Origin of the sequence: Aminobacter sp. UC22_36, assembly GCF_044056035.1 — a bacterium.
Classification (GTDB): Bacteria; Pseudomonadota; Alphaproteobacteria; order Rhizobiales; family Rhizobiaceae; genus Aminobacter.
The window spans coordinates 7,501-21,024 of record NZ_CP171996.1 but is presented as its reverse complement, the minus strand read 5'-3'; the positions used below and the strand labels follow the sequence as shown (position 1 = coordinate 21,024).

The 13,524-nt window shown below is 61.0% G+C and carries 11 protein-coding genes and 1 pseudogene (1 of these 12 only partly in view); 9 read left to right on the top strand and 3 right to left on the bottom strand.

Translation table 11 applies throughout. From position 1 onward, the window contains the following. Positions 1-50: 50 nt before the first annotated feature. The 3 genes from ACHMW7_RS03080 to ACHMW7_RS03070 form a co-directional block, all read right to left on the bottom strand. A complete protein-coding gene (locus tag ACHMW7_RS03080; RefSeq protein WP_395448913.1) occupies positions 51-917 on the bottom strand; it encodes a hypothetical protein in 867 nt (288 codons plus the stop codon). 158 nt (positions 918-1,075) lie between these two features. Then, positions 1,076-1,615, bottom strand: coding sequence for a chromate transporter (locus tag ACHMW7_RS03075; RefSeq protein WP_395448912.1), 540 nt, complete (start codon positions 1,613-1,615; stop codon positions 1,076-1,078). Further along, positions 1,608-2,195, bottom strand: a complete 588-nt coding sequence (locus ACHMW7_RS03070; protein WP_395448911.1) for a chromate transporter — start codon at positions 2,193-2,195, stop codon at positions 1,608-1,610. The genes ACHMW7_RS03075 and ACHMW7_RS03070 overlap by 8 nt, the downstream gene beginning before the upstream one ends. A gap of 571 nt (positions 2,196-2,766) precedes the next feature. Here ACHMW7_RS03070 and ACHMW7_RS03065 point away from each other — a divergent pair. From ACHMW7_RS03065 to gpmI, 9 genes and pseudogenes are all read left to right on the top strand, one after another. Further along, entirely contained in the window at positions 2,767-4,278 is a 1,512-nt protein-coding gene (locus ACHMW7_RS03065) for a tripartite tricarboxylate transporter permease (protein WP_395448910.1), read from the top strand. Next, positions 4,275-4,805: a tripartite tricarboxylate transporter TctB family protein gene (locus ACHMW7_RS03060; protein WP_395448909.1), complete on the top strand. Its 531-nt coding sequence runs from the start codon at positions 4,275-4,277 to the stop codon at positions 4,803-4,805. Before ACHMW7_RS03065 ends, ACHMW7_RS03060 begins: the two co-directional genes overlap by 4 nt. Positions 4,806-4,966: 161 nt before the next feature. After that, positions 4,967-5,971 carry a Bug family tripartite tricarboxylate transporter substrate binding protein gene (locus ACHMW7_RS03055; protein ID WP_395448908.1) on the top strand — a complete coding sequence of 335 codons (1,005 nt, stop codon included), beginning with the start codon at positions 4,967-4,969 and terminating at the stop codon, positions 5,969-5,971. A gap of 38 nt (positions 5,972-6,009) precedes the next feature. After that, entirely contained in the window at positions 6,010-7,014 is a 1,005-nt protein-coding gene (locus ACHMW7_RS03050; RefSeq protein WP_395448907.1) for a Bug family tripartite tricarboxylate transporter substrate binding protein, read from the top strand. A gap of 115 nt (positions 7,015-7,129) precedes the next feature. Next, entirely contained in the window at positions 7,130-7,984 is an 855-nt protein-coding gene (locus tag ACHMW7_RS03045) for an NAD(P)-dependent oxidoreductase (RefSeq protein WP_395448906.1), read from the top strand. Positions 7,985-8,218: 234 nt separating this feature from the next. Continuing rightward, the gene (locus tag ACHMW7_RS03040) at positions 8,219-9,445 is read left to right on the top strand and encodes a hypothetical protein (RefSeq protein ID WP_395448905.1); all 1,227 of its coding nucleotides are present in this window, start codon (positions 8,219-8,221) and stop codon (positions 9,443-9,445) included. A gap of 40 nt (positions 9,446-9,485) precedes the next feature. Then, positions 9,486-10,991 carry an ethanolamine ammonia-lyase reactivating factor EutA gene (locus ACHMW7_RS03035; protein WP_395448904.1) on the top strand — a complete coding sequence of 502 codons (1,506 nt, stop codon included), beginning with the start codon at positions 9,486-9,488 and terminating at the stop codon, positions 10,989-10,991. Beyond that, entirely contained in the window at positions 10,963-11,982 is a 1,020-nt protein-coding gene (locus ACHMW7_RS03030) for a LysR substrate-binding domain-containing protein (protein ID WP_395448903.1), read from the top strand. The genes ACHMW7_RS03035 and ACHMW7_RS03030 overlap by 29 nt, the downstream gene beginning before the upstream one ends. Beyond that, positions 11,983-13,524: pseudogene (gene gpmI / locus ACHMW7_RS03025) on the top strand (2,3-bisphosphoglycerate-independent phosphoglycerate mutase); it runs 38 nt beyond the window's last position.

Here is a 13,524-nt window from a genome sequence, read left to right as displayed (position 1 = left end):
GGTATCCTTGATAGCCATTGCTCGCGCGGTGAGGCCGGGTGAGCAGGCGTTCAGAACGCGGGGTAGAGTTCCTTCGCGTCGTAGACGCGCGGCGTGATGCGCTGCTCGGCCGAATAGGCGAAAGCGAGTTGCAGCGAGGCCTTGTTTTCTTCGAACCCGTAGGCCGGCGGCGGCGTGGCGCCATCCTCGATGGCAATGCGGCGCGCCTCTTCGAACATCTCCATTAGTTCGCCCGCCAGCCAGGGGTGGGCCTCGATCAGCGCGGATCTGACGGTGAGGGTGTGGTTGATCGGCACGATGCCGGTGCGGGCAATCCAGGCCTCGGCGGTCGCCTGCGCCTCCGGGATCACGGTGCGGATGCCGGACGGATCGACCTCGCGCTCTCCCATGATCGCGGAAAGCGCGCCCGACAGCATCAGCGGCCGCAGCGCCAATTCGCTCCGGTTGCGCTCGGTGTTCGAGGGATCCTCGTACTCGCTGAGATGGGCATCTTCTATCGTGATCCAGGTGATGCCGTCGAGATCGATGCCGTACTCGTGCTGGAGGAAGCCCCGCACCCACACGCCTGAGGTCTGGGCATAGGCTCGCACGCCGACCTTCGTTCCCGCGAGGTCACGCGGACCTTTTACGCACGAATCGGCGGGGCAGACGAGGTTGGTGTGGGGCAGCCTGCTCCAGAGCGGAACGGGCAGCCCGGTGATCGGCTTGCCGTAGTGATGGGCCAGCAGGTGGGTGACGATCGCCATCTCCGAGATGTCGAGATCGCCGCCACGAACCATGGTGCGGAACGCCTTGGGAAGCGGCTCGAACTCCTCGAACACCATCTCGACACGGCTCGAGCGAACGCGCCCGTCCTTCAATGCCTTGACGTGATCGTGCTTTCCGAGTGCCGTCTTCAGCACCAAGGGCTGCGCCATCCTCAATTCCTCCGGGAGTGCCATGTTCCTTTATGCGGAACATCGTTCTTTTTTAGTATCATACTGTGAATCGGCATGCGGTCAATCGCGCCGCGCCAAATTTGTCCGTTGTTATCAAATGCCCGGGCGGATCTGCTGGTCGCCGCCACACGCCGGGCTCAGATCTGGCCAGCTACGCTGAGAGCAAAATGAATGGCACCGGCAGCGGCCAGCAGCGGATAGGGACCGAGATTGGTTCGCAGGAGGATCGCGCCGGCCACAAGGGCGGTCGCGATCTCGATTGGCGTGAATTGGGCCGAACGACCGACAGCGAAGACGCCGGCGAAGATCAGCCCGACGGCGACCGGAGCAAGGCCTGTCTCTGCGGCGATCGCCCAGGGGCGGCCGCGATGGCGTTGCCAGTAGCTGCCGACGGCGCAGATCAGGATGGAAGACGGCACGAAGATTGCAAGCGTCGCCAGCACTGCGCCCAAGAGGCCGCTCACCTCCCAGCCGATGAGTGAGACGATCATCGTGCCGGGGCCGGGGGCTGCTCGCGATATGGCGTAGAGGTCGGTGAATTGCGCGCCGGTCAACATGTGGTGTGCGTAGACGGTCTGGTGCTGAAGGCTGGCTATGATCGTCTGGCCACCGCCGAAAGAGACGAGCGAGAGCGGGATGCACAGCATAATCAGGTTGAAGAGCTTGCCGTCATCCACGGTTCTTTTTCCTTTCAAGCCAGAGGGCAGCAGCGACGCTGAGGGGAATGGCGCCGACGACCACCAGCACGAGAGGCCAGCGCAGTACGCCGACAGTCAGAAACACCCCGACCGCAATGCCGATCGGCAGCACCTGCGCCTTCAGTCGCCGCGCCGTCTTGATGCCCATGGTCAGGCTGGACGCGATGCCGACGCAGGCGAGCCCGCGCAGCACCGCTTGCGCTTCCGGATAGGAGCGTAGCTGCTGGTAGGTGAAGCTTAGGGCCAGAATGGCGAGGAAGGCGGGCATGATCATGCCGAAGAGCGCGACCGCCGCTCCCCGCAGGCCCGCCAGCTTCAGGCCGATATAGACGGCGAGATTGACCGGATTGGCGCCGGGCATGATCTGCGCGATCGTCAGCGTCTGGAGGAATTCGTTGTCTGTCAGCCAACGCCGCCGCTCGACGATCTCGCGGTGCGTCCAGCCGGTCATCCCGCCGCCGAACGAGGATGCTCCGAGTCGCAGAAAGGACATGAGGAGGTCGAGTACCGCGACCGGCTGGATCTCAACGGCTTCGCTTTTGTCGACGGGTTGGTCCATCTCTCCTCCCAGCGGCGCGGCCCTGCCGCCCACGGGCCGGGCAGTGCAGCAGGCGCGACCACGGTCGGAAAGGTGTGAAATCCGCTGCGCTGCGCGACGGGGCAGATGCTATGGGGCAAGCGTTCGCGAAGTCCACGCCATTTCGGCTTAGGCCCAAAGTAAGAAAAACTTAATCCGCCGCCTTCGCTCGCCGGAGCTGCAAGTCAGGCGAAGCGTGATCAGAATTCCGATAGGCCGCAAAGTCGGACGAGTCCGGATTTCCTCGTTCGTGGTCGCTATCAACGAACATTAGCTCTTTCAAAGGGATAGCTACCTATCTGGCAGTGTGCCCGGATAGCGCCCCGGTTGCCTCGAAGCCGCTGTCCGCGCGAAAACCGCTGGACTAAGCATAATTTTTTGCTTTGGACAAAGATTGAGTAGGTAGCGCTAATTGACGAAAGCGATAGGCAGGGAGCCGACGCAAAGTGATGGCAGTCACCCAGCTTGCGGGAGGGTATTGCAAGCGATTGCCTGACGGGCGTTGCCATTTTGAGGGTGGCATCTCCGTCTTACGGGAGGATTGGAAGCAGAAATGATCGAGACTATGTTCGGGGCGCTCTTCACTCTTGTGAGCACGCCCCACATCATGGGTCTTATGCTGATTGCGGTCGTTTTCGGCCTGCTCGTCGGCGTGACACCTGGCATTGGCGGAAAACTCTCCATCGCCATGGCAATTCCGTTCGTCTATGGCATGGACATGGTGGCCGGCGCGGTCTTCCTTCTGACCATGCACGCCGTCAACGGCACCAGCGGTCAGATATCTAGTATCATGTTCGGCATTCCGGGCGACGGCGATGACGCCGCAACGACCTTGGACGGCTATCCCCTTGCCAAGCAGGGACAAGCGGCGCGGGCGCTCGGCGCAAGTATCACGGCGTCAGGCGTCGGCGGCATCATCGGCGCTGTCGTGTTCGCGGTTATGATTCCCGTGCTCGAACCGGTCATCCTGATGTTTAGCCCGGCCGAATTCTTCCTGATCGCCCTTCTTGGCATCAGCTTCATCGCCTTCCTTGCAAGCGGCAGCAAGATCGTGAAGGGACTTATCGTCGGCTTCTACGGCCTGATGCTGTCGACGGTCGGTATGGACCCGATCACCGGCACGCCGCGCTACTCGGGCGACATGCTGTTCCTGTGGGACGGCGTCAGTCTCGTCACGGCCGTCCTCGCCATGTTCGCCGTGCCGGAAATGCTGTCGCTCGCCACCAAGGGCGGCGCGATTTCGGCAGTGCCCATGGACAAGGCCTTCTCCTACCGGCAGCTTTTTTCCGGCGTCATGGAAGTTCCGCGCCATTGGTGGCTGGTGATCCGCACGTCGGTCATTGGGGCGATTATCGGCATGATCCCCGGCCTCGGCGGCTCGACAGCGGCCTGGCTCTGCTACGGCCACGCCGTGCAAAGCTCGAAGACGCCGGAGCGGTTCGGCAAGGGCGCAATCGAAGGCGTGATTGCGCCGGAAACCGCCAGCAACGGCAAGGAAGGCGGCTCGCTGCTTCCGACTCTGTTCTTTGGCATTCCCGGCAGTTCCGGCATGGCGGTGCTGCTCGGCGCCTTCCTCATCCTCGGCATCCAGCCGGGCGCGATGATGGTGACCAAGCATCTCGACCTCGTCTGGACCCTGATCTGGGCGCTCGTGGTTGGCAACCTGATCGCCGTCGGCATTCTTTTGTTTGCCTGTCGTTGGATCGCGGCGCTGACATTCGTGAATGGCCGTATGCTTGCCCCGTTCATCCTGATCTTCGTGACGATCGGCTGTTTCGTCAGTGACGTACAGTGGCAAAACCTGGTGGTCCTCGTTCTCTTCAGCGCGATCGGCTATGGCTTCCAGCGCGCCGGCTGGCCCCGCTCGCCCTTCGTGATCGGTCTGGTCCTTGGCGGACAGGCGGAAGCCTCGCTTCATCAGGCACTGCAGCTGTGGGGTTACGCCTTCTTCCTGCGCCCGATGTCGCTCGTCCTGATCAGCATGATCGTCGCCCTGATGGCCTATGCCGTCTACCGTAACTTCCGGCCGGGCAAGTCCCTTCCGAGTGTGGAGGTCAACTCGTGAGACACTTTTCCTTCAGTACATGGCTGACCGTCGTCATGCTGGTCGTCTTCACCGTGATGGTGGGCCTGTCGATGGAGTTCCCGGCAAAGGCACGCTTCATGCCGTTGATCGTGGGCGTTCCGGCCATCGCGCTCTGCCTCTTGCAGATCGCTATCGATCTTTTCCATTCGCCCAAGAGCGCATTCCATGGCGCCCCACGTGCAGGGATCGCCTATGATATCCCCGGTGCGGAGCCCGAACTGCCCGAGTTCGGCCCTCACACTGTGCCTCAGGAAATCACGATGTGGAGCTACTTCGTCGGCTTCGTGGCAGGTATCCTCGCCTTCGGCTACTACGTGAGTGCACCGATCCTGCTCTTGATGTTCCTGCGCCGGGAAGCTGGGGCCTCGTGGAGGATGACCCTCTCCCTCGCCATCGGTGCAACAGTCGTCCTCTACTTAATGTTCGGCACGCTGCTCCGTATCCAGTTGTTCCCTGGCTTCTTGACGTCGTGGCTTCTCAAATCGATCGGCCTCGGCGTGGCCTGAGCCATTAGCGAAGATCAGGCGTCCTGGAAAAGGGGCGCCGGCAAAACCGAAACGAAAGCATGCAGGCACAGGTTGGTCCGACCGACCGTGAAGGCTGCTTCTTGCCCGAAAAACCGGGCGCGCCGCCTGATGGGGCGGCGGTGCAAACGGGGAAGATGACCATGAACAGGAATGAATGGATCTCGGCATTCGCGCTTTCGGCGGCGCTTGCAGTTGCCGGGTCAGGGATGGCCCGGGCCGAGGACGGCGCGGCTTTCTTCAAGGATAAGACCGTCACCTATATCGTCGCGACAGCGCCAGGCGGCGTCTACGACACCAATGGCCGGCTGGTGGCGCAATACATGCAGAAGTACCTTCCCGGCTCGACCTTCGTGGTCCAGAACATGCCGGGCGCTGGCCACCTGATCGGCACCAACTACATCTATGCCTCCGAGCCGGACGGCCTGACCTTCGGCACGTTCAACACTGGCCTCATCTACGGCCAGCTCAGTGGCGATGCGAACATCAGATTTGACCTCACGAAGATGTCATGGATTGGCAAAGTGGCTTCCGATCCGCGGGTCATCATCGTAACCAAGGACTCGGGCATCGAAAGCTTCGAACAGCTTCGCAAGCTGGAGCAGCCGATCAAGTTTGCCACAGCCGGAAAAGGTAGCGCTTCGATGATCGAGGCGACGCTGTTCGTCAAGGCGCTGAAGCTGCCGATCCAGGTCGTCTCAGGCTACAACGGCAATGAAGACCAACTCGCCATGATGCGCGGCGAGGTACAGGGTGTGATCGGCTCGCGCTCCGAATTCCAGCAGTTCGTTGACGAGGGTAAGGGCCGCTTCCTTGCCCAGGTCGGTGGCAAGGATACGGACGTACCGCAGCTCTCCTCGATGATCGAGGGCGATACGGCGCGCCAGATCGTGGCCTTGATCGAGTCCCAGAGCGGGATTTCCCGGCTTACTGCCGGACCGACGGGCATACCTGAGGAGCGCCTCCAGACGCTCCGCGATGCCTATTCCAAGGCGGTTTCCGACCCCGAATTCATCGAAAAGGCCCGCACGCTGGGCCTGCCGGTCGATCCGCTGGTCGGCATCGATGTCGGTGCCCGGGTCGGCAAGGCGCTCGACCAGCAGCCGGATACTATCGAGGCTTTGAAGGAAGCCTTGAGCGAGAACTGAGCCGTTTTTCACCAAGACTACAACAGGGAGGGAACCCAATGAGCATGCATTTCATCCGCAAGGCCATTTTCGGTGCTGCGACAATCACCGCCATGGCGGCAACGCCGGCACTGGCGCAGGAGGGCGCCGAATTCTTCAAGGGCAAGACGGTCAACTATATCGTCGCCACGGCCCCGGGCGGAGGCTACGATACCAATGCCCGCGTGGTCGCCCAGTTCATGCAGAAATATCTGCCGGGCTCCACCTTCGTGGTTCAGAACATGCCGGGCGCTGGCCACCTGATCGGCACTAACTACGTTTACGCCTCCGAGGCGGACGGCCTGACCTTCGGCACTTTCAATACCGGCCTCATCTACGGGCAGCTGGCAGGCGATCCGGGCATCAAGTTCGACCTCGGCAAAATGTCGTGGATCGGCAAGGTTGCCGCCGACCCGCGCGTCCTGGTCGTCACGAAGGAATCGGGCATTGAAAGCTACGAGCAGTTGAAGAATGCCAAGGAGCCGGTGAAGTTCGCCTCCGCCGGGGTCGGCAGCGCCTCCACCGTCGAGACGACCATGCTCGTCAAGGCGCTGGGTCTGCCCGTCGAGATCATCTCGGGTTACAACGGCAGTGACGACCAACTCGCCATGCGCCGCGGCGAAGTGCAGGGCATCATCGCCTCGCGCTCGTCCTTCCAGCAGTTCGTCGACGAAGGCCATGCGAAAATCATCGCCCAGATCGGCGGCTCCGAAACAGACGTGCCGCAGCTTGCTTCGCTGGTCGGGGATGCCGAAGCGCAGAAAGTGATTGCGCTTGTCGCGTCGCAGAGCAACATCTCCCGTCTGACGGCGGGGCCGGCCGGCATTCCTGAAGATCGCCTCAACGCGCTGCGCGAGGCCTATGCCAAGGCGGTCGCCGATCCGGAATTCCTGGAAAAGGCCAAGTCACTGGGCCTGCCAGTGGATCCGAAGATCGGCGACGACGTCGCCACCGTGATCAAGGCTGCGCTCGACCAGTCGCCGGAAATCGTCAACATCCTGAAAGAAACGCTGAAGAAAGATTGATCCCGACCCACGGAGCGGGCTGCCATGCGGCCCGCTCCTGTCGATCTGCCAGAAGGTAGCCGTGCTGACTTGCATGAACAATGCGGCCGGCCGGCTTCGATATTGTGAGGTGAGAATGCGGATTGCAGTTATCGGTGCCGGCGATATGGGGCTCGCCATGGGCGGCCACATACACCGCGGGGGCTTTGAGGTTTCGGCCTTCGACATCAGCGCGGAAAGGCTTCGGCTGGCGAGCGAACAAGGCCTCGAGGCGAAGGAGAGCCTGGCGGACGCCGCGCGTTCGGCGGACATTTTCCTTCTCGTCGTCGCCACCGATCAACAGGTCGTCGATGTCTGCGAGGGGCTTTCGGATGCCGCCGGCGCAACGATCGTGGTGGCCGCGACCATAAGCCCGGAGACCATGCTGGCCTTGAAGCCGCGCCTTGAGGAAAGGGGGCAGCATCTCGTCGATGCTCCTGTGGTCTATGGGGCCTCCGGTGCGCGGGAAGGGAAGCTTCTGTCGCTCTGCGGCGGCGCTACCGAAGATGTCGAACGGGTGCGCGCAGCGCTGGATTGCTACAGCCGCGATGTCGTGCACGTGGGGCCGATCGGAGCCGGGCAGATCGCCAAGTCCTGCAACAACCTCCTGCACTGGATTCACTGTGTCGCGAATTTCGAGACATTGCTGATCGCCAAGCGATATGGGCTTGATGCACAACGTATGCGCGAGATCCTGCTTGCTTGCCCCGGCACGAACGGCACGCTCGCCCGCTGGGACACCACGCGGTTCACCTGGCAGGAGAAGGACATGGACGTGACCATGGATCTCGCCCAGAAGGCGGGGCTGATGCTGCCCCTGTCCGGGCAGGTGGATCAGATCATCAAGACCATGAAAGCGGCAGACGTGAAAGAGCTGCTCTACGGCACGGAGGCGACCTATCTCGGCCGCACGGTGCGACCGCTCCAGGCGAGCGAAGGCGGTCTCGTCTAATGCATGGCTTCCGAACGGGTGACCTCGTCGGGATATAAGCGAACCATAACAACGACCTAATGAAGGTCGTGTGAATCTTTTCCACGCGGTTCGTTTTAGGCTGGGGCACTTCGCGGCCTCCGGGTCTTCCTTTTGGGAAAATGCCTTTTCCGAAAAGGCCCTACCGGTACCTGACCCTAGCGCCCATAGTCCGGCTGCTTGTCGAGCCGAAAGAACACAACGAAAGTGAATGAGATGACCAGCACTCCCAGCAAATCACCTCTCGATGGTGATACGGCGGTGACGCCTGATCCAGAAAACCGGAAGTTCCTTGTCGATCCCTACAAGGATTGGTCGAAGAACGAAGGCATTCCGATCCATCTCGACCTCGGCCACGATCTGCTCGCCCTGGAAACCGGCGAATGGGACCGCTACGAAGCGCGCGGCTGTTTCGCCCACACCCATGGCATGGGCGATTTCATGGCGAACTACGTCATCGAAGTCCTGCCCGGCAAGAAGACGCGGCCCGTCAAGCACCTCTATGAAGCATTCTTCTACGTGCTGTCCGGCTATGGCTCGACGACGGTCTGGCTGCCGAGCGGGGAGGTCCGCACCTTTGAATGGGGGCCGAAGGCGTTGTTCGCCATCCCGCTCAATTGCCGCTACCAGTTCAACAACGGCTCCGGCATCGAGACGGTGCGCCTTTCCTGCACCAACAACGCGCCGCTGACCATCAATCTCTACCACAACCTCGATTTTGTCTTTGCCAATGACTTCGTCTTCCAGGACCGCATCGGCGGCGCGAAGCACTTCGACGGCGACGGCTCGCTCTATTCCTATGGCCTGGAATCGGCCCGCAAGGTTCAGAACATCTGGGAGACGAATTTCGTCCACGACCTGACGAGCTTCAAACTCTATGAGTTCGAAGGTCGCGGCAAGGGTTCGCTCAATGTCAACTTCGTGCTCGCCGACGGCACCATGCACTCGCACGTGTCGCAAATGCCGGTCGGCCGCTACAAGAAGGCCCACCGCCACGCTGCCGGCACCCACGTTCACGCGGTCGATGGCGAAGGCTACTCGCTGATGTGGTACGAGGGCGATTCCGAATTCAAGGAAATCCCTTGGCGGCACGGCTTCATGTACACGCCGCCTTTCTGGATGTATCACCAGCACTTCAACACCTGCGACAAGCCGGCCCGTTACGTGGCCTGCAGCCTGGGCAGCCGCCGATATCCGTTCATCTCACTGCGTCGCAAGAGTGCGGAAGGTGGTGGGGCGACCTCGGTGAAGGACGGTGGTCGCCAGATCGAGTATGAGGATCAGGATCCGCGCGTTCACCGCAAGTTTCTTGAGGAACTGCAGAAAACTGGCGTTCCGTCGGCCATGGGCGATCTCTTCAACGAAGAAGCGGTCATGGCCCTGCCGAAGGAGAGCTTGACGGGGGTCATCAAGACACCAATCCTCGCAGGTCCCGCAAACTGAGCGGTTGCCCGACCGGAATACCAATGGAGGGGAGAGGTCCGTGCACGATCTCGATTTCGAACACGAACACGAAAACCTGTCGGACAGCGACCGTCAGGAGATTTCCGATTGGCTGTGGAAGCAAGAAACGGTCGAACTCCTGACCGTCGGCATCGATATCGGCAGCTCCACCTCCCACCTGCTCTTCGCTCGTGTCGTATTGCGCCGGGAGACGGAGGACCTTTCTAGCAGTTTCGTGGTGATTGATCGCCAGATCGCCTGGCGATCTCCCATCCTCCTGACGCCTTTCCTGCCCGACGGCACGATCGATGTGCATGAGCTGCGCCATTTCTTCCTGCATTGCTACGAGGACGCAGGCTACCGTCGCAGCGACATCGACACGGGCGCGGTGATCCTGACGGGCGAGGCGATCAAGAAGAAGAACGCGCGCGCGATTGACGAGATCTTCGCAAGTGAATCCGGCCGCTTCGTCTGTGCCACGGCCGGGCACAAGCTGGAGTGCATGCTGGCTGCCCACGGGTCCGGGGCGACAGCGCTTTCGAAGAAGCGGGGCGCCTGCGGGCTCCATGTCGATATCGGCGGCGGCACGACCAAGCTTGCGCTGATTGACAATGGCGAGATCGTTGGCGTCGCAGCCTTTGCTGTCGGCGGCAGGCTCGTTGCACAGGACAAGCAGGGCATTTGGTCGCGACTGGACGATTCTGCCCGCATGGTTGCAGAAGAACTCGGCCTTGGTACTGATCCGCGTGCGATGGCGGATCCGAGCAATCGAGCGGCGATCGCTCGGCGTCTGGCCGCACTGGCCGTGGACGAAATTCTGGGAGGACCACTCGACGATCTTGGCCAGCGCTTGCTTCTCACTGAGCCGCTCGACCGGCACGTCGAGCCGAGCTATCTCACCTTCTCCGGCGGCGTTTCGGAGTACATCTTCGGCTACGAAGAGAAAGATCATGGCGATATCGCGCGTCTGCTCGCCGACGAAATCGTCGCTCAACTGACACCGCGCATCGGCATCCCGATCGTCGATGCCGGCCAACGCATCCGGGCAACTGTCATTGGAGCCTCGCAATTCACCGTGCAGGTGAGCGGGAAGACGCTTTACATGAACGGGGCCGATATCCTGCCGCGGCACAATATTCCGGTGGTCCATCTTGGCCGCGCGCTTCCCGAAGTAATCGACCCGGAAGAAATCGCTGCCGCCTTCCGTCAAAGCGCCGACCGGCAAGATCGAGACACCACGGCGATGGTTGCTTTTGCCTTTTCCTGGACCGGATCGCCGGACTATGAGCGGTTGCTTGCGGTGGCGCAGGCGATCAAGGCGGTCGCAGCGCCCGACGGCAAGCGCCAGGAGCCGCTTGTACTGATGATCGACGGCGACGTCGGCCAGACGATCGGCCGTATTCTCGATCGGGAGCTAGGCATTCACACGCATCTGATTTCCGTCGATGGCGTGAGGCTGAAGGATCTGGACTTCGTCGATCTGGGTGAGTTCATGAATCCGCCAGGCGTTATTCCCGTTGTCATCAAATCGCTGCTTTTCTCCTGAATTGCCGGAATCGCTGGCTTGTGCCAATACGTTGGCGATGGCCAGTTCTTCCGATGCAACGCGATCGAGCTTCGACGGGTTCGATCTGAACGATATCGTTATCTTCGCGCGCGTGGTGCAGCACGGCAGCTTCACCACGGCGTCCAAGCTGTTCGGCAAGTCGCCGTCCTATATGAGCAAGCACGTCACGCAGCTCGAGAACGCCTTGAAGCTAACCCTGCTCAATCGTTCGACGCATAACGTGTTCCTGACCGATGCGGGCAGTGTCTTCTTCGATCACTGCGTTCGCATTCTCTCGGAGATCGAGGCGGCGAAGGCGGATGCAAGCGGACTTGGAAGCGAGCTGATCGGCACTTTGCGGGTTCATTCCACGCCTGGCGTCGGCCAGGCCCTTGTCGCGCCGGCCATCATCGATTTCAATGCGCTTTACTCGGCCGTGAAGGTCGAGCTGACGGTTTCGGCAAGTTCCGTCAACCTGATGGAGCGTGGCGTCGATGTGGTCATCGGCAGCCGCGATTTCGATGACGACGATTCTTTCCATACTGGTCTGTTCGAACGCAATCTCGGCCCTGCGCCCTATGTGATCTGTGCTGCGCCCGCCTATCTCGAAAAACACGCCCAGTGCGCGAGACCCGAGGACCTAAGGCATCACAACTGCCTGATCCACACCACCCAGAAGCCGGACCCTAGGCTCTGGAGCGCCCGTCTCGGCGAAGAGGAGGTTACGGTGCAGGTTGACGGCGCCTTTCATTCCAATTTCGAAAGCGCGATCGTGCTTGCCGCCGTCCAAGGGGCAGGGGTAGCGCGGTTGCCGTTGTACAGCGTTGCGAAGGAAATCCGCTCCGGCGAGCTCGTTTCGCTTTTTGAAAGCCAGATAGTTTCTCGGCGTATGATAAAGGCCTTTTACCCGAAGAGCCGTTTTGTCCCGAAGAAGCTCCGTGCGTTTCTTGCGATCCTTGAAGCGCGACTAAAGGAAACGGTTCCTGGATAGATGACTCGCATCGATGAAGTCCAAACGGAAGAGAAGCAACCGACGGTTCTCATGATCATGGATGGATGGGGTTGGCGTGAGGAACCTCATGGAAATGCCATCCTCCAAGCTTCGACCCCAAATTTTGACCGCTTGTGGTCCGGTTGTCCGCACGCTTTCCTGACGACGCATGGCCCCGCCGTAGGTCTTCCTGAAGGGCAAATGGGCAATTCGGAGGTAGGCCATCTGAATATTGGCGCAGGGCGTATCGTGCTGCAGGACCTGCTGCGCATCGATGCCGCAGTGGCGGATGGTAGCCTGACCAAGCTCCTGACTGACAGCCGTCTCCCCGAACTGTTGTATAAGTCCGGCGGGGTCTGCCACATCATGGGGCTAGTTTCTCCTGGTGGCGTCCATGCCCACCAGGACCACATCGCCGCACTAGCGCAAGCTCTCTCCGCCCTCGGTGTGAAGCCGGTCATTCACGCCTTCACTGATGGTCGCGATACTCAGCCGGGAACGGCCGGAGATTATCTTGATCGGCTCTCTAGCGCGCTCCCGGCCAACGCCACGATCGCCACCGTTAGTGGACGCTTCTATGCCATGGACCGCGACACGCGTTGGGATCGCGTCGAGCGTGCGTATCGGGCAATCGTGCACGGCCAGGGCAATGTGGCCGGAACTGCACAGTCGGCCGTTCGCGATGCTGCCGAACGCGGCGAGACGGACGAGTTCATCATGCCCACGGTGGTTGGCGGTTATGAAGGCTTGAAAGACAGTGACGGCATTCTCTGCGCCAACTTTCGCTCGGACCGCGTCCGCGAGATCCTGAGTGCGCTGCTCCTGCCGGGTTTCTCGGAATTTGAAAAGCCGGACAGACCTCGTTTGGCAATGGCCGTAGGCATGGTGTCCTACGGCGGAGAACTCGACGGGGTCATGCATACGCTGTTTCCCCGCAATCCCTGGCGGACGGGCTCTGTGAAACCGTGTCCAAGGCTGGTCGTACGCAAATTCATATGGCGGAGACGGAAAAGTATCCCCATGTGACCTATTTTCTGAATGGCGGCCGCGAGGCGTCTTTTGCTTCAGAAACACGCATCGTCGTGCCTTCGCCGAGGGTCGCGACCTATGACTTGCAACCTTCCATGTCTGCACCCGAACTGTTGGAAAGGGTCGTGGAGGTGATCGAAAGCGGTGCCTATGATCTCGTGGTGGTGAATTTCGCCAATCCCGACATGGTTGGCCATACCGGCAACCTCGCTGCCGCGATCGAAGCGGTCGAAGCGGTGGATACGGCCCTGGGCAAAATCGCCTGTAGCGTCGATGGCGCCGGCGGCAGTTTGTTAGTTATTGCCGATCACGGAAACTGCGAGATGATGATCGACCCGATCAATGGCGAGCCGCACACTGCACATACTCTCAATCCCGTGCCTGTCATCCTCGTCGGTCGCAAGGGCGTTGGCGCACTGCGCGACGGCATTCTCGCCGACGTTGCGCCGACCATACTTTCACTCATGAGTATAGAGCAGCCGCGCTGCATGACCGGCAAGCCGCTCTTTTCAA

Coding starts and splice junctions, on each gene's coding strand:
- ACHMW7_RS03080 (WP_395448913.1), bottom strand. CDS start 917: ATGGCGCAGCCCTTGGTGCTGAAGACGGCACTCGGAAAGCACGATCAC.
- ACHMW7_RS03070 (WP_395448911.1), bottom strand. CDS start 2,195: ATGGACCAACCCGTCGACAAAAGCGAAGCCGTTGAGATCCAGCCGGTC.
- ACHMW7_RS03065 (WP_395448910.1), top strand. CDS start 2,767: ATGATCGAGACTATGTTCGGGGCGCTCTTCACTCTTGTGAGCACGCCC.
- ACHMW7_RS03055 (WP_395448908.1), top strand. CDS start 4,967: ATGAACAGGAATGAATGGATCTCGGCATTCGCGCTTTCGGCGGCGCTT.
- ACHMW7_RS03050 (WP_395448907.1), top strand. CDS start 6,010: ATGAGCATGCATTTCATCCGCAAGGCCATTTTCGGTGCTGCGACAATC.
- ACHMW7_RS03045 (WP_395448906.1), top strand. CDS start 7,130: ATGCGGATTGCAGTTATCGGTGCCGGCGATATGGGGCTCGCCATGGGC.
- ACHMW7_RS03040 (WP_395448905.1), top strand. CDS start 8,219: ATGACCAGCACTCCCAGCAAATCACCTCTCGATGGTGATACGGCGGTG.